The following is a 17,356-nucleotide window of genomic DNA, read 5'->3' as shown; positions in this document are numbered from 1 at the left end:
CGTCGAGCGCCCCGGGGGCGTTGAAATTGCGCATCGGCAACGTGCTTGCGGACGTTGCCGATGGCGTGTGCGGTATGCCGTATGCCGCGCACACCGCACAGACACCGTCACCCACGGCGCGCTCGTCAGCGCCATTGCTCCACCGCGGATTCATTTTTCATGCTCCAACTCCTTGTCGATACGCTGTTACGCGCGTCCGACCTGGCTCTGGTCGCCCTCGGGCTGTCCATGGTCTACGGACTCGTCAAATTCCCCAACATCGCGCATGTGCAATACGCGATGGCCGGGGCCTACGTCACGTATGCGATGTTCGCCTTCGGCATGCCGCTCGTGATGTCGCTCGCCATTGCGGCAGTCGCCACCGGCGCCCTCACGCTGGCCATGCACCGCCTCGTCTTTCGCAAGCTGCTGCGCGGTGGCCCCGCCATCGCGATGATCGGCTCGCTCGCCGTGTCGATGCTCGTCATCGCCGTGTGTCAGGGCGTTGCCGGCTCGTTTCCGAAGATGTTCAACCTGCCCCTCACGCAACCGATGGTGATCGGCGATGCACGCGTGACGCACGTTCAGCTCTATTCGGTGTCGACGACGCTCGGACTGCTTGTCGTGTTCGCACTGATGCTCTTTTACACTCGCGCCGGACGCGCCATGCGGGCACTCGCCACCAACCCGGCACTGGCGGCCGCGTCGGGGCTCAACGCCGAATGGATCACGCGAGGCGTAACGTTCGCGTCGGGAGCCGTGGCCGGTCTCGGCGGCGGGTTGCTGGCGCTGTCGGCCGGCGCACACGTGCAACTCGGCAACGACATGCTGCTGCCCGTGTTTGCCGCCGCCATTCTCGGCGGGCTGGGCAACCCGCTCGGTGCCGTTGCCGGCGCGCTGCTGATTGCGCTCACGGAAACGCTCGTCACCAATCTGAATTTCGGGCCGGTGCTCGGCAAGGCGGTCGCCTTCCTGCCGGTCGGCTACATCAACGCCGGCGCGTTCCTCATCCTGCTGCTGGCACTGCTCTTCAAACCCTACGGATTGTTCGATCGCGAGGTGCGCCGTGTTTGAGTTCATCGTCGCCACGCTCACGGTGGCTGGCATCTACGGGATCATGGCGCTCGGCCTGAACCTGCAAGCGGGCTATGCCGGCCTGCTCAACTTCGGTCACATCGCGTTCGCGGGACTCGGGGCCTACGCCACCGGCATCACGATTCAGGCGGGTGGCTCGCCGCTGACCGGCATGGCCATCGGTGTCGTTCTCGCCGTGGCGCTCGGTGCCGGCATCGCCCGACTGGGGCGACAACTCGGCGCAGACTACTGGGGGATCGCCACGCTTGCGGTGGCGGAAATTCTGCGCACCGTCGCGACCAACGAAGGGTGGCTCACTGGCGGGGCCAACGGCATCAGCCCGATTCCGATGCTCTTCGACGCCCTTCCCCGCCCGTATGACACGCTGGCGTTCCTCGCCCTTGTGCTCGGCGTGCTCGGCGCGTTCACGTGGCTGACGAAGCGGCTCGCTGATGGACGCTTCGGACGCGCCCTGCGGGTCATGCGCGAAGAACCGAAGCTGGCCGCGTGCTTCGGCTACAACCTGCGCTCGCTCAAGTCGCGCGCCGTGATGACCAGCGCCGCCGTGACCGCCATCGCCGGCTCGCTCTATGCGCATTACATGAGCTTCACCGGCCCCGACTATCTGCTCTCGTCGGAGACGTTCGCGCTGTGGACCATCCTCATGATCGGCGGCATCGGCAACGTCTGGGGCGTGCTCGTCGGAACGGCGGTCGTGCAAGGCGCCTACACGCTGGTCCCGTTCGCCAAGGACTATCTGCATTTCAGCTCGGACAGCGCCGGCGCGCTGCGTCTGGGTGTCATCGGTCTGATCCTGCTCGCCTGTCTGATGTGGCGCAGCGAGGGACTCGTGCCCGAAAAACTGAGGAAGATGGCATGACACATCCCGTCAAACCGTTGCTCGAAGTCCGTTCCGTCGCCAAGGCGTTCGGCGGCAACAAGGTACTTCAGGACGTCACGTTCGACGTCATGCCCGGCGAAATCGTCGGGCTGCTCGGCCCCAACGGCTCGGGCAAAAGCACCCTGCTCAACACGATTACCGGCTTCGAGAGTCTGGACGCGGGCAGCATCTCGCTCGATGCCCATCGCATCGATACGCTGCGCGCCGACAGGATCGTCGCGCAGGGGGTCGCGCGTACGTTTCAGTTGCCGTCGATGCCCGCACGCATGTCGGTCATGGAAGTCGCGATGGCGGCCGCCACCGCGCATCACGGGGTGTTCTCCACTTTGCTGCGTACGCGTGGCGCGCGCGAAGCGGAGGCCGCAGCCCACGCCAAGGCAAGCGCCCTGCTGGAGGCATTGCTCCTCACGCCGGTGCGCGATCTGCCGTCGAGCGCCTTGTCGGGGGGGCAGAAGAAGTTGCTCGGCATCGTCTGCGCGCTGATGGGCTCGCCCCGAATGGTGATGCTCGACGAACCGACCGCAGGGGTGCATCCGAACCTGCGACGCGACATTGTGGCAGCGCTCAAACGGTTGAATGCGCAAGGCATGACGCTCGTTGTCGTGGAGCACGACATGCACTTTATCCGTGAGCTGTGTACCCGATGCATCGTGCTCGATCGCGGGCACATCGTGGCCAGTTGCCATCCGGACGATCTGTCGTCCAACGAACGCGTCTTGCAGGCGTATCTCGGCGGCGGCGCGCACAGCGCAGCCCCGAATGCCTGCGTCGGCGAAAGGGAGTGCGCATGATCGAGATCGACAATGTCGTGGCGGGATACACCGCCGAGGTCGACATCCTCAAAGGAATGACGTTGCATGCCGAATCGCGTGAGATCGTCACGCTGCTAGGTCCAAACGGCTGCGGAAAGTCGACACTGCTCAAGACCATCGCCGGGTTCCTGCTCCCGCGCACGGGCCGCATCGTGCTCGAAGCGGCCGACGTGTCGCAGGTGCCGGTGCACCGCAAGATCCGCCAGTGCGGCGTCGGTTTCGTGCCGCAGACGGACAACGTTTTCGGCACGCTGACGATTCGCGAAAATCTGCAGGTCGGCGGGCATTACCTGAGCGAGAGCGCATGTGCCGCACGTATCGACGAACTGTGCGACCTATACCCCGTGCTCGGACGCAAGCGCAATGCCCCGGCGGCCTCGATGTCGGGCGGTGAGCGTCAGATTCTCGCGCTCGCGCGGGCGTTGATGCCGCGCCCGCGTCTGCTGCTGCTCGACGAGCCTTCCGCCGGCCTGTCGCCCAAGGTATTGCACGAAGTGTTCGACGCCATCGTACGCGTACGCGATCAGGAGGGTGTGACGATTCTGATGGTCGAACAAAACGCGATGGAAGCGCTCCGGATTTCGGATCGCGCCTACGTACTGTCGATGGGCGCCGTGGCACTGACCGGGGCTGCGAACGCCTTGCTGGCCGACGAGAAAGTGCGGGAGTTGTATCTCGGCGGGCGTGCCGCGTGACGCCAATCCCAGCCCCCGTGCGCATTGGCGCGAGGGGCCGATGACGTGCAAGGCGCGCCGAATTTCGGTGCGCCTTGCGTCATCGGATGTCGCGCTGAGATGGCGGCCCGGCTGTCCCTGGGTCGCCACCGTCACCGGACCGACGCGAGCGCGCCTTACTTGCCCGCGCGGGCCTCGGCCAGCGCGATGGTCAGATGGGCGACCTTCTTCTTGAGCGCGTCGCGCTCGGCCGTCATTGCCTTGAGTTCACGGGAGAGTCGCGTCAACTCGTCGGACGGATCGGCCGTGGTGTCCCACGGCGGCGTGCCGTCGTCCTCTTCGGCGATCTCCTCTTCCTTCTTCTTGCGCGGCTTGACCGGACGCGCCTCGCGCACCGAGCGCGCCAGTTCGCGCAATTCCTGCTTTCCCGCAACCACGGCTGCGACCTGCGCCGCCTGAGGCAGGGTCGACACGGCCGCTGCAGCATTGATCGAGACGTCGCCGCGCTTGACCGCCTCGACAAGTTCGGGGGCCGCCGCGGTATGGATCTGCTCGATCTGTCCCAGGGTGTTGCTCGACAGGCGCGCCGCCCGGGCGAGCGCCGCGCGCGTGAGCGCCATGGTGTGTGCCGGAATCGACGACTTCGCGCCTTCCGTGGCCGGCCTGTCCAGGACGTCGCTCGCGGTGGGTGCGGCTTGCGCGGCTTGCGCAGCGTCTGCCGGATCAGAGGTCGCGACGGAGGCGTCGCGCGCTTCCAGAATCGTCTTCTTGCGCAGCGCCAGCACGCCGCGCTGATAGTCGGATACGCTGCGGCGTCCCAGATGGTTGTCGATCATCCACAGATGCACGTCCTCCATCGATCTGAACGACGGATTCTGGACGGTACGGAATTCGATGCCGTGCTTGCGGCAGATTTCGTAGCGGTTGTGACCGTCGACCAGCACGTCGCCCCACAGGACTAGCGCGTCGCGGCACCCTTCGGCAAGCAGACTCTGTTCGAGCGCAGCATATTCGTCAGGCGTGAGCGGATCGATGTACGCCTTGAGTTCTTCGTTGATCTGGACTGTCATGGATGTGTGTGACGATGCCGTCGCGACACACGACGGCATGGGAAACATGGGGAAAAACGCGGCAGGCGACATTATCGCCTTTCCGGCCGGGATTGACGAAGTCCCGCTCACCGGCTCATCCACTGATCGTCCTCGGGACTTCAGCCCTCAGGACAATACGCCGTGATCGGTCAGAAAGGCCTGAATGCGGGCGAGACGCGCGACCGGGTCGTCAATGCCCAGCAGCGTCTCCTTCTCATGCGCCGGCAGTGGCAGCAACTCTGCCCAGCGATCGGCAACCCAGCCACACTCGTCGAGCCGATAAGGCGGCGCCAGCGGCAGCTTCGCCGCACGGGCTGGATCGCGCTGCAAACCGGCGATCAGTTTGCCCAGCGTATCGGCACTGATCTGAAGCGTGTCGGGGATCGCGACGCCCGCGTCGTCGGGCAACATCTGCGCTTCGCCCATCCACAAGCCGTACTTGCCGAGTTCCACCGACGAGAGCCGGAACTTGGTCGTGCCCCGGCACACCAGTTCAAGCAATGCCGGCATGGGCGCGCGCCAGTCCTCGATGCGTGCCATCGTGCCGATCATCGCAGGTTCTTCCACGCTGTCCGGCAAGCGCACTTCACTGCCTTGTCGCAACACCACGACACCGAACTCGGTGTCATCGGCAAGGCATCGCTTGATCATGTCGAGATAGCGCACCTCGAAGATGCGCAAATGCAACACCCCAGCGGGAAACAAGGCGTTGCCGAGCGGGAAGAGCGGGATCTGGGCCATGCCGTATGATGACATGAAGTCACACTTGGCAAGTGCCAATGTCGGGCCACGCCGCCGACTCGGCGGCAAAGCGCTCGATCAGGAAGTCGAGCAAGGCGCGCACACGCGGCGCCATATAGCGCGTGCGGTGCCGCACCGCGTACACGCCGGCTTCCTTTGCGATGTAGTCCGGCAGCACGATCTTGAGTCGACCGGCACGCAAGTCGTGCGCGGCATCCCACAGCGTTTTGCGCACGATCCCCCGTCCGTCGAGCGCCCAGCGGCGCGCCGTGGTGCCGTCGTTCGTCTCCCACGCCTGCGCCATGGGCACGGTGAACTGCCATGTCGCGTCGTCCCGGCGGAAATGGAACTCGTTGAGCGGGCCGGATGAGGTCACGAGCACGATGAACCGATGGGCCGACAGCGCCTCAGGCGTCATCGGCGCCCCATAACGCGCCAGATATTCCGGCGACGCGCACAATACCCGGCACATCGGCGCCAGACGGCGCGCCACGAGCGTGCCGTCGTTCGGCTCGCTAAAACGGATCGCCAGGTCGACGTCGTCCTGTACGAGATTCGAAAGGGAGTCCGTGAGCGTGAGCGATAACCGGATCTCGGGATAACGCTCGACGAACGCGTCGAGCCATGGGCAGAGCGTGTGTGTGCCGAAGTCGGTCGACGCAGACAAACGGATCTTGCCGCGAATGGCCGCGCACCCCGCCTGGAGCGCCGCTTCCCCGTCATCGATGGCCTGCAATGCGACGAGGCAGTGCGACAGATACACGCGTCCCTCCTCCGTCAGACGCAACTGCCGCGTGGTCCGCATGAACAATCGCGTACGCAACGACGCCTCCAGCTTCGCCAGGCGCGCACTCGCTGCCGCAGGCGACAGTCCCAGCTTGCGGCCCGCCGCAGAGAGGCTCCCGAGCGTCGCCGCCGTGGTGAACAACCGCATGTCGCCCAACCTGTCAGTGGCCATTCTTCATCCAGATTTGAAAGTCATTCAAATTCGAGACAGATTATCAAATCGGTTGCGCGTTGGCAGACTACGTCGCGTCGTCCTATCAGGGACATTCGTTTGGCGATCGACCATGTCAGCCTCGACAACTTCCCCGGCTTCTACAGCCGCCTCCCCTCCCCCTGGCGCCGAATCACGCGGCGACGTTACCCCCCGGGCGTCGCTTGTCGCGCTAATGCTGGCGACGTTCATCGCCGCGGCGAACGAGACAGTGCCCGCCGGTCTGCTACCGCAATTGGCCGACGGATTTCACATCACCGAATCGTGGGCGGGCCAGATGGTCACGCTTTGCGCATTGGGCGCCGGTCTCGGCGCGGTGCCCCTCACGATATTGACGCGTCGCTGGTCACGTCGAACCGTGCTCGTCGTCGCACTGCTCGGCTTTGCCCTGTGCAATGCCGTGACGGCCGTGTCTCCGGTCTTCACGTTGACGCTTGCCGCGCGCTTCGTCGTCGGTGTGGCCACGGGACTGGCGTGGAGCGAGATTGCGACCTACGCGCGGCGCCTGGTGAGTCCGGAGCGTCAGGGGCGTGCGCTCGCCTTCGCCATGCTCGGCATACCGCTTGCCCTTGCCGTCGGCGTACCGGCGGCGACCGCGTTCGGGCAATGGCTCGGTTGGCGTTGGGTGTTCGGCGGCTTGTCGGCGCTCGCACTGGTGATGGTGGGATGGATGCTGCTGATCGTGCCGGATGTCGCCGTCCCGCGTGGGAATGCCGACGATCCGTCTTCCTCTGGGCTCTCGGGCAAGCCCGGACTTCGGGACGTCCTCCGCTTGCCCGGCGTGCGCCCGGTACTCGCAGTGGTCCTGTTGTGGGTCGTCGCGCACTACACGCTTTACACGTACATCGCACCCTTTCTCGCCGCCGTTGGCATGAGTGCACACCTTGCGACGATGCTCACAACGTTCGGTCTCGCCACGCTGGCGGGCACCTGGGGGATGGGGCTGTGGGTCGACCGGTGGCTGCGCACGCTCGCCCTGATGGCGCTCGCGACCTTTACCGCGGTCATCGTCGCGTTTGCGCTCTGGCCCACCTCCTGGATGGTGCTTTTTGTCGGCGCCGTGTTCTGGGGACTGAGCTTCAGCGGCGCGCCGACGATCCTGCAAACCGCGCTGGGTAACGCGGCGGGCCAGCACGAAAACGTGGCGCAATCGATGCTGGTCACCGTCTTCAATCTGTCGTTCGCGGGTAGCGGCGTGCTTGGCGGCGCCGTACTGTCGACGCGGGGCGCGCTGGCGCTGCCGCCGGTGCTGGCGATCCTTGCTCTGGCCGCATGGGGTGTGACATTCGCCGCCAGCCGCCACGGTTTCGCACGGCGCGCCCCCCGAGCCTTGGAAGACGCCCTGCGCTAGTGCGCGGCCCTCGCCTCTCGCAACAGCCATTCGTGAACGCTCGCGATCTGCGCTGCATGACGTGAGCGACGCGGATACACGATGAAGAAGCCCGCCCCGGTCCTCAGTTCGGTGTCGAACAGGCGCTCAAGACGACCGGCGGCGAGGTCTGGCGCCACAAAGTCCCGATGGGCGAGCGCCAGCCCTTGACCAGCAACCGCGGCATCGATGGCGAGCGCGGTCTGATTGAAGCGGACATTCTTCGCCGTGGACAGCGCTGTGTTCGGCAACGCCAGTTCAAGGAATTGCGGCCATGCATTGTGCGCATCGTGGAGCAATGCATGGCCTTGCAGGCTGCCGGTCTCACGGGGATGCCCCGCCGTGGCGATCGCGCTTGCCGAGGCCACGGCAATCTGCACCTCATCGAAGAGCGGCTCGACGACCAGACCGCCTCCCCATGGCGGCCGTCCGTAGCGAACGGCGAGATCGACGGCATCGGCATGAAATTGCGACAGGCGGTCGGTCGCGAGGATACGCAAGTCGATATCGGGATGCGCTTCCAAAAACGCGGGCAAGCGCGGGATCAGCCATTTCGACGCGAACGTGGGCGTCACGCTGATCGTCAGACGCAACGGTTCCGGGCGCAAGGTCTGCGTCGCCTCCGCCAGCATCTCGAAAGCGCGTCGCACGCCACCGGCATAGCGCCGCCCATTGTCGGTCAGCGACAGCGCGCGCGGATGACGGTCGAATAGCTTCATCCCCAGCTCCGCTTCAAGTCCGCGCACTTGCTGGGCGACCGCGCCCTGCGTCACACCCAGTTCCTCGGCCGCGAGCCGGAAATTGAGATGGCGACTCGCTGCCTCGAAAGCCCGCAACGCATTGAGTGACGGCAAGCGGCCGATGGCCTCTGTCATGGTGTAATTTTTCTACTGGATGGAATGTGGAAATCTGATTCGTCGGGCCGGCCTTGCAATGTTACGCTGTTGCACATGTTGCACGAGATCTGGCCACCGATGGGGTGAGTGCCGGCGTATCCGGAGGATATCAGGATGACAGTAGAAAAAGTGGCGTTGATTACAGCGGGCGGCAGTGGCATGGGGGCCGCGGCTGCACGGCGTTTGGCGGCCGATGGGTTCAAGGTCGGCATTCTGTCGTCGTCCGGCAAGGGCGAGGCGCTGGCCGCCGAACTGGGCGGCGTGGGGGTGACGGGGTCGAATCAGTCGAACGACGACCTGAAGGCACTCGTCGATCTTGCCATGCAACGCTGGGGACGCATCGATGTCCTGGTCAACAGCGCCGGCCACGGACCGCGCGCCGCCATTCTCGAGATCAGCGACGACGACTGGCATCGTGGCATGGACACCTATCTGATGAACGTGATCCGGCCGACGCGACTGGTGACGCCGATCATGCAACAACAACGTGCGGGCGCCATCGTCAATATCTCGACCGCATGGGCGTTCGAGCCCAGCGAGATGTTTCCGACCTCAGCCGTGTTTCGTGCCGGACTCGCGTCCTTCACCAAACTCTTCGCGGACAAGTATGCGAAGGACAACGTGCGCATGAACAACATTTTGCCGGGCTGGATCGATAGTCTGCCGCAGCAGGAAGCGCGACGCGAGAGCGTGCCGATGCAGCGTTACGGCAAAGCCGAAGAAATTGCCGCAACGGTGGCGTTCCTGGCTTCCGAGGGCAGCGGGTACATTACCGGCCAGAACATTCGCGTTGACGGCGGGCTAACGCGCTCGGTCTGAGCACGCCGCGCGCGAAGGCGGCTCGCGCAGGCGAGCCGCTGCCGTCGTCGCCATCATCCCCATCATCTCCATCATCTCCATTGCCCCCCATCTGTGGGACCGGGGAGTTCAGCGCGAGGCCGGCGCGTCCCGCCCCTGGCGCAAGAACGGCAGCACGTCCGCCAATAGTGCTTCTGGCGCTTCCTCCGCAATGTAGTGACCGCAGGGCAACGGATGTCCGCGCACATCGGACGCTACGCGTTGCCACTCCGCCAGGGGCTTGAAGCATCGGTGCACGACACCCTCCTCACCCCATAACGCCAGCACGGGCATGTCGATGCGACGCCCGGCGTCGCGATCCGCGCGGTCGTGTTCGAGATCGATCGTCGCCGCCGCACGATAGTCCTCGCACACGCCATGCGCCGCGCCCGGCAGCGACAGACAACGCTGATACTCCGCCCATGCACGTGGGTCGAACGGGGACAGTCCCGCACTGCGACGGCCCATTACGTCACGCAGGTAGGCCGCCGGGTCTGCCTCGATGAGACGCTCGGGCAACGGTGCCGGCTGAATCAGGAAGAACCAGTGCCAGTAGGCGCGGGCAAAAGCGTTGCTGACCTGCTCGTACATGGCGAGCGTCGGCGCAATGTCGAGCACCACCATGCGATCGACGGTGTCCGGATGGTCCGCCGCAAGGCGATGGGCGACACGCGCGCCACGGTCATGCGCCAGCACCGAGAATGTCGCGTGTCCCAACGCGCGCATCGCAGCGACCATGTCCTGTGCCATGACGCGCTTGCTGTAAGCCAGATGTTGCGCGTCGCCGGCAGGTTTCGCCGAATCGCCATAACCACGCAGATCCGCCAGCACCAGCGTGAAATGTTGCGCAAGCCGGGGCGCCACCTTGTGCCAGATCGCGGACGTTTGCGGATGCCCGTGCAGCATCAGCAACGCAGGACCGCTGCCACCGGTGAGCGCATGGACGTGGTGGCCGTCCGGCGTCGGCAACTGGTAGGCGGCAAATCCGGGAAAGAGTGCTTGGGTAGTCATAGGCCCTTTGCTGACATCAGGTTCGGAGGGGTCGCCATGCACGACGAGGTGCTACGCACATCCTATACATGATGCAAAGCGACATAAAGTGACTCAGAATCACTTCATTCGATGCACGAATCGACATGTCAGCGGATGGCTTTTCCGATCCGCGTTTTTTCATGACGCTCATGAAGGGAGGCAGCATGGCGGCGGCCCGGAAAGCGAAGACTGGTCAGCCGTTGAGAGACTGAGGCTCGCTCAATTCCAGCTGATCGCCACGATCCCGGCTAACACGACTATCGCCCCGACGATACGACGGGCGAGATGGTTTTCTCGGAAGAGCCGATAGGCGAGCAGCGCGCCGACCACGATCGATGACTCTCGCAAAGGCGCGACCAGCGCCACCGGGGCGGTTTGCATGGCCGTGAGCACGAGGATGTAGGCCAGCGGGGAGCACATCGCCACGATGAGGATCGGTGCCGCGTCGGCGCGCAGCGTCCCTGATATCTGATGCCGATGGCGCCACGCGAGGGGCGTTAGCATCACGCTCTGCAACAGCAGCGTGCAGGCGTAGTAGCTGACGGGCGCCAGATGCCACGAGGTGACCGAATAGCTGTCCCACAGGGTATAGCTCGCGATGGTGGCGCCGGTGACGGTTCCCCACAACACGCCCTGCAGCGCTCGGCGGCTACCGTTTCGGAAAGGATTGCCGGTGACAACGAGCATCCCGGCGACGATGAGCAGCGCGCCAACGAGCGCCATCGCCCGGAGCTTCTCTCCCATCAGCGCGACGGCAACCAGCATCGTGAGCATGGGCGCCGTGCCGCGAGCGATCGGATACACCACGCCGAGTTCGGCGCGGTCGTAGCCGTCTTGCAAGGTCTTGGCGTAAGCGATGTGCAACGCTGCGGACACCGCGGCAGCGACGGCAAGCCGCCAGTCGAACGGCTGGTGGTCTTTCACCATGAGGGCAATGCCAATCGGCACGCACCAAAGCGTCGAGACGCAAGTGTAGGCCCAGACGAACAGCACGGTATTGCCTCGCTTGTGCTTCGAGGCGAGATTCCATACCGCATGGGCGAGCGCTGCGGCCAGCACCATGGCGACGATAGCGGGCGGCATCAGTCGATATCGGGCAAGTCGATGCCTGCCCGCTCGGCCCTGCGGCTGCGCTCCGGGTCGCGCAGTGCAATCGCCGCGACCAGTGCATCGATGACGACGAGTTGGGCCAGTCGACTGCCCGATGCGGCCATTTGCGCCGGTAGCGGCACACCGCCGACCACCAGTGCGATGTCGGCGAGGTTCGCCAGCGGCGTGCTGTACTGGTTGGTAACGCCAATGAGTGAGGCGCCGGCGGACGACGCCGAATCGGCGACGGCGAGCGTCGTGGCTGTGCGCCCGGTCGAACTGACGGCAATGACGACGTCGCCAGGGCCGAACAGGCGCGTTGCGATCATGGCCGACAGATGGTCAGGAATGCTGATTGTCGTCACGCCCACCGCGCGTAGCCGGAAGACCGCATCAGCGGCGACCGTCGATGACGGGCCGGCCCCGAATGCCATTACCTGACGCGCGGCGAGAAGCGTATCGACCGCCTTGTCGAGCGCAGCGAGTTCCACGGCGCCGCCGAGTGCGGTCAGGGCGTCCGTGCCTGCGCGAATGGAGGTCTCCAGCACGGCAGCGGACGTTGCGTCGGCGGCAAGGGCTTCGGGCGGCGCGAAGAACCTTGTAGTGCCGCGTGCGCGGGCGATCTCGATCTTGAGTTCGGTGAAGCCGCCGAACCCGATCGCACGCGCAGCCCGCACCACGCTCGGTGGCGAAACGCCCGCGCGGGCCGCTACCTGCGCGGCCGTGCTCGCGCCGACGAACAGCGGATCGGCGAGCAACAACGCGACGACCTTGGCTTCACTGGCGGCAAGATCGCCACTGCGGGCCTGAATGCTTCCGAGCCACTGTCCGAGGCGCCCTTCCTCGCCTGAAATTTCATTACAATTATCTTTATTCATTTGTAATATGTTACACAGTGAATGGGAAGCTCACAACCGCTGCGCGAGCGAGCGCGGTGCAACGAAATGCAAGGAGTCTTGTAATGAAAACGGAAACCCTGCCAACCGTGGCCGTCGTTGGGCCGGGCGCCATCGGCACGACGATCGCGGCTGCACTTCGCGACGTCGGCCGAACGCCCATGCTATGTGGGCGCACCTCTCGCGAGCATCTGACGTTGCATGATGGGGAGCGCACTTTGACCATCCCCGGCCCCGTCCATACGCATCCCGCCAAGGTCGAGCACCGGGTGGATCTCGTGTTGCTTGCGGTCAAGGCGACGCAGACCCATGCGGCGAAGGACTGGCTTGCGGCGCTGGCCGGCCCGCACACCGTGGTGTGCGTTCTGCAAAATGGCGTGGAACAGTTGGAGACGGTTACCCAGTACGTGCCGGACGGGCGGACGATCCCGGCCGTTGTGTGGTTTCCCGCACAGGCCCAAGCTGATGGCTCGGTACGCTTGCGTGGCGACGCGCGCCTCAGCGTGCCGGATACACCGGATTCCTGTGTGATAGCGCAGGCACTGCAAGGCACATTCTGTTCGGTAGAGTTGGCAGCAGATTTTCGGTCTCTTGCCTGGCGCAAGCTATTGCAGAACGCGGCTGCGGGGCTCATGGCGCTCACGCAGCGTCGCTCGGGCATGTTCGCCAGATCCGATATCGCCCGGCTCACACTGGACTATTTGCAGGAATGTCTGGCGGTCGCGCGGGCGGAGGGTGCTGAACTTCGTGACGAGGTACCGCAAGCGATTCTGGACAAGTTCCAGGCGGCGCCCGCCGACATGGGCACGTCGATCCTTACGGACCGGATGGCTGACAGGCCGCTCGAGTGGGAGGTCCGCAACGGTGTCATCTCACGTCGCGGCAGGATTCACGGCATCGCCACGCCGATCAGCGACGTGTTGGTGCCGCTGCTTGCCGCCGCGAGTGATGGACCGGGGTGATGATCGATCGTCGGCGGTCTCATCAACAAAAAAAGCCCGCAGTTACGCGGGCTTGGCAGTGACTTACCGTTCTTTCGTGCCGGTCTATGCCGGACGGGAGATTACTCCCACTCGATCGTCGCCGGCGGCTTGCCCGAGATGTCATAGACAACGCGGTTCAGGCCACGCACTTCGTTGATGATGCGGTTCGAGACCTTGCCGAGCAATTCGTGCGGCAGGTGCGCCCAGTGAGCCGTCATGAAGTCCTGCGTCTGCACCGCGCGCAGCGCTACGACCCACTCGTAAGTGCGGCCATCGCCCATCACGCCCACGCTCTTGACCGGCAGGAATACGGCGAACGCCTGGCTCGTCAGTTCGTACCAGGTCTTGCTGCTATTCGGCTCGACCGTGTTGCGCAGTTCTTCAATGAAGATCGCATCGGCTCGGCGCAGTAGATCGGCGTACTCCTGCTTCACTTCACCAAGAATACGCACGCCCAGGCCCGGCCCCGGGAACGGGTGACGGTAGACCATGTCGTGCGGCAAGCCCAGCGCCACGCCCAGTTCGCGCACTTCATCCTTGAACAGATCGCGCAGCGGTTCGAGCAGCTTCAGACCCAGCGTCTCCGGCAAGCCGCCCACGTTGTGGTGGCTCTTGATCGTCGTCGCCTTCTTCGTCTTTGCGCCGCCCGATTCGATCACGTCCGGATAGATCGTGCCCTGCGCCAGCCACTTCGCGTTCTTCAGCTTCTTCGCTTCCGCCTGGAACACTTCGACAAACTCGCGACCGATGATCTTGCGCTTCTGCTCCGGATCCGTCACGCCCTTGAGATGCCCCATGAACTGTGCGGTGGCGTCGACATGCACAACCTTCGCATGCAGTCGGCCCTCGAACATCTCCATGACCATCTTGCCTTCGTTCAGACGCAGCAGACCGTGATCGACAAACACGCACGTCAACTGGTCCCCGATCGCACGGTGAATCAGCGCCGCCGCCACGCTCGAATCCACACCGCCCGACAGGCCGAGAATCACTTCCTCGTCGCCCACCTGCTCGCGGATCGCCTTCACGGCTTCCTCGATGTGATCGCGCATGATCCAGTCCGGCTTCGCACCGGCGATTTCCAGCACGAAGCGCTCGAGCAACTCACGGCCCTTCACAGTGTGCGTCACTTCCGGGTGGAACTGCACGGCGTAGTAATGACGCTTCACATCCGCCATACCCGCGATCGGGCAGCTCGGCGTGGACGCCATCAGCGCAAACCCTTCCGGCAACTGCGTGACCTTGTCGCCATGGCTCATCCACACCTTGAGCATGCCGTGGCCTTCAGCCGTGCGGAAGTCCTCAAGCCCGTCGAGCAACGGCGTATGACCATGCGCGCGCACTTCCGCATAACCGAACTCACGGTGGTTGCTTGCTTCCACCTGACCGCCCAACTGAACCGTCATGGCGAACATGCCGTAGCAGATGCCCAGGACCGGCACGCCCAGATCCCAGACCGCCTGCGGTGCGCGCAGATCCTGATCCTCGTATGTGCTCGCGTGGCTGCCCGACAGAATGATCGCCTTCGGGTTGAATTCGCGGATGAATTCGTCCGAAACGTCGTTCGGGTGAATCTCGCAGTAGACGTGCGCTTCGCGAACGCGGCGTCCGATGAGCTGGGTGACTTGCGAGCCGAAGTCAAGAATGAGGATTTTGTCGTGCATCGTGAGGTACGGATGAAGTGGATTCGTTGGACGTCGGCGCCGTGGTCGAAGGCACGGGCGTGACAATGCCGGTGGCGCCCACGGGCGCGACCGGCGTGGTATTGACGGAAGCGGAGCCGCCACGAGGCGTCTCCATGCGCGGCTCAGCGCGCGCGCCACGGGTCTCGTCGACGACCCGGGCATCAGAATAATCATGTGGCGTGTCGTGCCGCGTGTCGCTCACGACACCGCCACGCACCCGCTCGCCGGCCTGTTGCGCCGCCTGCACACGCTCTTTCGTGCGCACACTCGACGCCAATTTGACGAGAATACCGCCTACCACCAGCAAAACGGCGCCAAGCGTGGCCAGCATCAGCTTGCCACCGGTCGACACCACCAACTGGCCGGAGATCAGCCAGCCCAGCACGAACGCACCGCTCACCCAGTTGATATGCCCCGTCACTTTCGCAACGGTGGCCGTCAACTGGCCGTTCACAGTGGCGTGCCATTGCAGCCAGGCCACGCCGATGAAGGCCACGCCGAGCACCTGTGCGTAAAGCACGGGCGACGGCGCAGGCACATCAATGGCCGCATACAGCGATGACCAGAACGACGCGATCAACAGCACGCCAAGTGCCAGATTCAACGCCGCATCGAGGAACAGTACCGTACGCAACATGGCCTTCATGGGCAATTACTCCACGTGGTAGTTGGGGGCTTCCTTCATGATCTGGACGTCGTGCACGTGCGATTCGCGCATGCCCGCGGCCGTGATTTCCACAAACTCCGCCTTTTCGTGCAGATCCTTGATCGACGGGCAACCCAGGTAACCCATCGACGAGCGGATACCGCCAGTCAGTTGGTGCAGGATAGCGTTCACGCTACCCTTGTAAGCCACGCGGCCTTCGATGCCTTCGGGCACCAGCTTGTCGGCATTGTTGGCCGGATCCTGGAAGTAACGGTCTGCAGCGCCGTCCTTCATTGCACCGACCGAGCCCATGCCGCGGTAGCTCTTGTACGAACGGCCCTGATACAGGAACACTTCGCCCGGCGCTTCTTCCGTACCCGAGAACATGCTGCCCATCATCACAGTGTGCGCGCCGGCGGCAAGCGCCTTGGCAACGTCGCCCGAATAACGAATGCCACCGTCGGCGATCAGCGGAACGCCCGTATCCTTGAGCGCTTCGGCCACGTTGGCGATTGCCGTGATCTGCGGCACACCGACGCCGGCGACGATACGCGTCGTGCAGATCGAGCCCGGGCCGATACCGACCTTGACGGCGTCCGCGCCGTGTTCGACCAATGCCAGCGCCGCGCTTGCCGTGGCGATATTGCCACCCACGACTTCGATCTGCGGGAAATGCTTCTTGACCCATTGCACGCGGTCGAGCACGCCCTGACTATGGCCATGCGCCGTATCGACCACGATCACGTCGACACCGGCAGCCACCAGCAATTCGACGCGCTCTTCATTGTCCGGCCCCACGCCGACGGCGGCGCCGACACGCAGCTTGCCGTGTTCGTCCTTGCTTGCCAGCGGGTATTCCGTCGCCTTGGTAATGTCCTTGACCGTCATCAGGCCGCGGAGTTCGAAGGCGTCGTTCACGACCAGCACGCGCTCAAGGCGGTGGTCGTGCATCAGGCGCTCGGCGTCTGCAGGCGAAGCGCCTTCACGTACGGTGATGAGCTTTTCCTTCGGCGTCATGATCACGCGCACCGGTTCGTCCAGGCGGCTCTCGAAACGCAGGTCGCGGTTCGTGACGATACCGATGAGTTGTGCGCCTTCGACGACCGGGAAGCCGGAAATACCATGCTGACGCGACAGAGCGATCACGTCGCGCACCTTCATGTGCGGCGGAATCGTGATCGGATCGCGCAGCACCCCCGACTCGAAACGCTTGACCTTCGAGACTTCCCGCGCCTGCTCGGCCGGCTTCAGATTCTTGTGAATGATGCCGATACCGCCCTGTTGCGCCATGGCAATGGCCAGACGCGCTTCGGTCACCGTATCCATGGCGGCCGACAGCAAAGGCATGTTCAGGGTAATGTTGCGCGTGAGCTTGGTTTTCAGGCTGGTGTCGCGCGGGAGAACGGCAGAGTAGGCCGGGACGAGGAGCACGTCATCGAATGTGAGTGCTTTTTGGATCAGACGCATGGCAAATCCTATAGGCGCAAAACCGAATTATACAGAAATCGCGAGATGCATGGCACGTCTGCCCCACATGTCAAGGGGCTTTTTCCCCGAGGCGTCCGTGCGATGCTGGCCAAACACGCATAACGCGCCAGACTGACTACCAGTCGGTATTTGCGGGCTGCGGTGCCCGGCCGCGTCCCATTGCGGC

General features: G+C 64.3%; 17 protein-coding genes. 7 read left to right on the top strand and 10 right to left on the bottom strand.

What is annotated here, in order from left to right:
* Nucleotides 1–159: 159 nt before the first annotated feature.
* The 4 genes from UC34_RS11235 to UC34_RS11220 are packed head-to-tail and all read left to right on the top strand — an operon-like array spanning nt 160 to nt 3,461.
* Nucleotides 160–1,053, top strand: coding sequence for a branched-chain amino acid ABC transporter permease (locus UC34_RS11235; RefSeq protein WP_044455619.1), 894 nt, complete (start codon nt 160–162; stop codon nt 1,051–1,053).
* A complete protein-coding gene (locus tag UC34_RS11230; RefSeq protein ID WP_044455618.1) occupies nt 1,046–1,933 on the top strand; it encodes a branched-chain amino acid ABC transporter permease in 888 nt (295 codons plus the stop codon). The genes UC34_RS11235 and UC34_RS11230 overlap by 8 nt, the downstream gene beginning before the upstream one ends.
* A complete protein-coding gene (locus UC34_RS11225; RefSeq protein WP_044455616.1) occupies nt 1,930–2,745 on the top strand; it encodes an ABC transporter ATP-binding protein in 816 nt (271 codons plus the stop codon). Before UC34_RS11230 ends, UC34_RS11225 begins: the two co-directional genes overlap by 4 nt.
* Nucleotides 2,742–3,461: an ABC transporter ATP-binding protein gene (locus tag UC34_RS11220; RefSeq protein WP_044455614.1), complete on the top strand. Its 720-nt coding sequence runs from the start codon at nt 2,742–2,744 to the stop codon at nt 3,459–3,461. The genes UC34_RS11225 and UC34_RS11220 overlap by 4 nt, the downstream gene beginning before the upstream one ends.
* 155 nt (nt 3,462–3,616) lie before the next feature.
* Here UC34_RS11220 and UC34_RS11215 read toward each other — a convergent pair whose 3' ends face one another.
* The 3 genes from UC34_RS11215 to UC34_RS11205 all read right to left on the bottom strand — a co-directional run bounded on the left by UC34_RS11215 (nt 3,617) and on the right by UC34_RS11205 (nt 6,230).
* Nucleotides 3,617–4,510, bottom strand: coding sequence for a ParB N-terminal domain-containing protein (locus UC34_RS11215; protein ID WP_044458020.1), 894 nt, complete (start codon nt 4,508–4,510; stop codon nt 3,617–3,619).
* A gap of 147 nt (nt 4,511–4,657) precedes the next feature.
* Nucleotides 4,658–5,272: an LON peptidase substrate-binding domain-containing protein gene (locus UC34_RS11210; RefSeq protein ID WP_044455613.1), complete on the bottom strand. Its 615-nt coding sequence runs from the start codon at nt 5,270–5,272 to the stop codon at nt 4,658–4,660.
* Between the two features lie 19 nt (nt 5,273–5,291).
* Nucleotides 5,292–6,230, bottom strand: a complete 939-nt coding sequence (locus UC34_RS11205; RefSeq protein ID WP_044455612.1) for a LysR family transcriptional regulator — start codon at nt 6,228–6,230, stop codon at nt 5,292–5,294.
* Nucleotides 6,231–6,342: 112 nt separating this feature from the next.
* Between UC34_RS11205 and UC34_RS11200 the strand changes: the two genes are divergently transcribed.
* Nucleotides 6,343–7,620, top strand: coding sequence for an MFS transporter (locus UC34_RS11200; RefSeq protein WP_084070542.1), 1,278 nt, complete (start codon nt 6,343–6,345; stop codon nt 7,618–7,620).
* Here UC34_RS11200 and gcvA read toward each other — a convergent pair.
* Complete coding sequence (gene gcvA, locus UC34_RS11195; RefSeq protein ID WP_174556767.1) at nt 7,617–8,513, bottom strand: transcriptional regulator GcvA; 897 nt, start codon at nt 8,511–8,513, stop codon at nt 7,617–7,619. The genes UC34_RS11200 and gcvA overlap by 4 nt on opposite strands.
* Before the next feature lie 135 nt (nt 8,514–8,648).
* Between gcvA and UC34_RS11190 the strand changes: the two genes are divergently transcribed.
* A complete protein-coding gene (locus tag UC34_RS11190; RefSeq protein ID WP_044455610.1) occupies nt 8,649–9,353 on the top strand; it encodes an SDR family oxidoreductase in 705 nt (234 codons plus the stop codon).
* A gap of 108 nt (nt 9,354–9,461) precedes the next feature.
* Here the strand turns inward: UC34_RS11190 and UC34_RS11185 are convergent, their stop codons facing one another.
* The 3 genes from UC34_RS11185 to UC34_RS11175 all read right to left on the bottom strand — a co-directional run bounded on the left by UC34_RS11185 (nt 9,462) and on the right by UC34_RS11175 (nt 12,370).
* Entirely contained in the window at nt 9,462–10,382 is a 921-nt protein-coding gene (locus tag UC34_RS11185) for an alpha/beta fold hydrolase (RefSeq protein WP_044455609.1), read from the bottom strand.
* Nucleotides 10,383–10,622: 240 nt separating this feature from the next.
* Nucleotides 10,623–11,486, bottom strand: coding sequence for a DMT family transporter (locus UC34_RS11180; RefSeq protein ID WP_044455608.1), 864 nt, complete (start codon nt 11,484–11,486; stop codon nt 10,623–10,625).
* A complete protein-coding gene (locus UC34_RS11175) occupies nt 11,486–12,370 on the bottom strand; it encodes a MurR/RpiR family transcriptional regulator (RefSeq protein ID WP_044455607.1) in 885 nt (294 codons plus the stop codon). Before UC34_RS11175 ends, UC34_RS11180 begins: the two co-directional genes overlap by 1 nt.
* An 83-nt stretch (nt 12,371–12,453) precedes the next feature.
* Between UC34_RS11175 and UC34_RS11170 the strand changes: the two genes are divergently transcribed.
* Nucleotides 12,454–13,350, top strand: coding sequence for an oxidoreductase (locus tag UC34_RS11170; RefSeq protein WP_044455606.1), 897 nt, complete (start codon nt 12,454–12,456; stop codon nt 13,348–13,350).
* Nucleotides 13,351–13,451: 101 nt separating this feature from the next.
* Here UC34_RS11170 and guaA read toward each other — a convergent pair whose 3' ends face one another.
* From guaA to guaB, 3 genes are read right to left on the bottom strand one after another with little or no spacing between them, the layout of a single operon-like run.
* The gene (gene guaA, locus UC34_RS11165; RefSeq protein ID WP_044455605.1) at nt 13,452–15,035 is read right to left on the bottom strand and encodes a glutamine-hydrolyzing GMP synthase; all 1,584 of its coding nucleotides are present in this window, start codon (nt 15,033–15,035) and stop codon (nt 13,452–13,454) included.
* Nucleotides 15,010–15,702 carry a hypothetical protein gene (locus tag UC34_RS11160; RefSeq protein ID WP_052810985.1) on the bottom strand — a complete coding sequence of 231 codons (693 nt, stop codon included), beginning with the start codon at nt 15,700–15,702 and terminating at the stop codon, nt 15,010–15,012. Before UC34_RS11160 ends, guaA begins: the two co-directional genes overlap by 26 nt.
* A 6-nt stretch (nt 15,703–15,708) precedes the next feature.
* The gene (gene guaB, locus UC34_RS11155) at nt 15,709–17,169 is read right to left on the bottom strand and encodes an IMP dehydrogenase (RefSeq protein WP_044455604.1); all 1,461 of its coding nucleotides are present in this window, start codon (nt 17,167–17,169) and stop codon (nt 15,709–15,711) included.
* Nucleotides 17,170–17,356: the final 187 nt, after the last annotated feature.

Source organism: Pandoraea vervacti (assembly GCF_000934605.2).
Lineage (GTDB): Bacteria > Pseudomonadota > Gammaproteobacteria > Burkholderiales > Burkholderiaceae > Pandoraea > Pandoraea vervacti.
Note: the sequence above shows the minus strand (reverse complement) of the source record. Positions and strands in the feature narration are given on the sequence as shown.

What these genes read in the sequence shown, in the direction of transcription:
- UC34_RS11170 (WP_044455606.1), top strand. Translation starts at nt 12,454, where the DNA reads ATGAAAACGGAAACCCTGCCAACCGTGGCCGTCGTTGGGCCGGGCGCC.
- guaA (WP_044455605.1), bottom strand. Translation starts at nt 15,035, where the DNA reads ATGCACGACAAAATCCTCATTCTTGACTTCGGCTCGCAAGTCACCCAG.
- gcvA (WP_174556767.1), bottom strand. Translation starts at nt 8,513, where the DNA reads ATGACAGAGGCCATCGGCCGCTTGCCGTCACTCAATGCGTTGCGGGCT.
- UC34_RS11160 (WP_052810985.1), bottom strand. Translation starts at nt 15,702, where the DNA reads ATGAAGGCCATGTTGCGTACGGTACTGTTCCTCGATGCGGCGTTGAAT.
- UC34_RS11175 (WP_044455607.1), bottom strand. Translation starts at nt 12,370, where the DNA reads ATGAATAAAGATAATTGTAATGAAATTTCAGGCGAGGAAGGGCGCCTC.
- UC34_RS11225 (WP_044455616.1), top strand. Translation starts at nt 1,930, where the DNA reads ATGACACATCCCGTCAAACCGTTGCTCGAAGTCCGTTCCGTCGCCAAG.
- UC34_RS11205 (WP_044455612.1), bottom strand. Translation starts at nt 6,230, where the DNA reads ATGGCCACTGACAGGTTGGGCGACATGCGGTTGTTCACCACGGCGGCG.
- UC34_RS11200 (WP_084070542.1), top strand. Translation starts at nt 6,343, where the DNA reads ATGTCAGCCTCGACAACTTCCCCGGCTTCTACAGCCGCCTCCCCTCCC.
- UC34_RS11180 (WP_044455608.1), bottom strand. Translation starts at nt 11,486, where the DNA reads ATGCCGCCCGCTATCGTCGCCATGGTGCTGGCCGCAGCGCTCGCCCAT.
- UC34_RS11190 (WP_044455610.1), top strand. Translation starts at nt 8,649, where the DNA reads ATGACAGTAGAAAAAGTGGCGTTGATTACAGCGGGCGGCAGTGGCATG.
- UC34_RS11215 (WP_044458020.1), bottom strand. Translation starts at nt 4,510, where the DNA reads ATGACAGTCCAGATCAACGAAGAACTCAAGGCGTACATCGATCCGCTC.
- UC34_RS11235 (WP_044455619.1), top strand. Translation starts at nt 160, where the DNA reads ATGCTCCAACTCCTTGTCGATACGCTGTTACGCGCGTCCGACCTGGCT.
- UC34_RS11210 (WP_044455613.1), bottom strand. Translation starts at nt 5,272, where the DNA reads ATGGCCCAGATCCCGCTCTTCCCGCTCGGCAACGCCTTGTTTCCCGCT.
- guaB (WP_044455604.1), bottom strand. Translation starts at nt 17,169, where the DNA reads ATGCGTCTGATCCAAAAAGCACTCACATTCGATGACGTGCTCCTCGTC.
- UC34_RS11220 (WP_044455614.1), top strand. Translation starts at nt 2,742, where the DNA reads ATGATCGAGATCGACAATGTCGTGGCGGGATACACCGCCGAGGTCGAC.
- UC34_RS11185 (WP_044455609.1), bottom strand. Translation starts at nt 10,382, where the DNA reads ATGACTACCCAAGCACTCTTTCCCGGATTTGCCGCCTACCAGTTGCCG.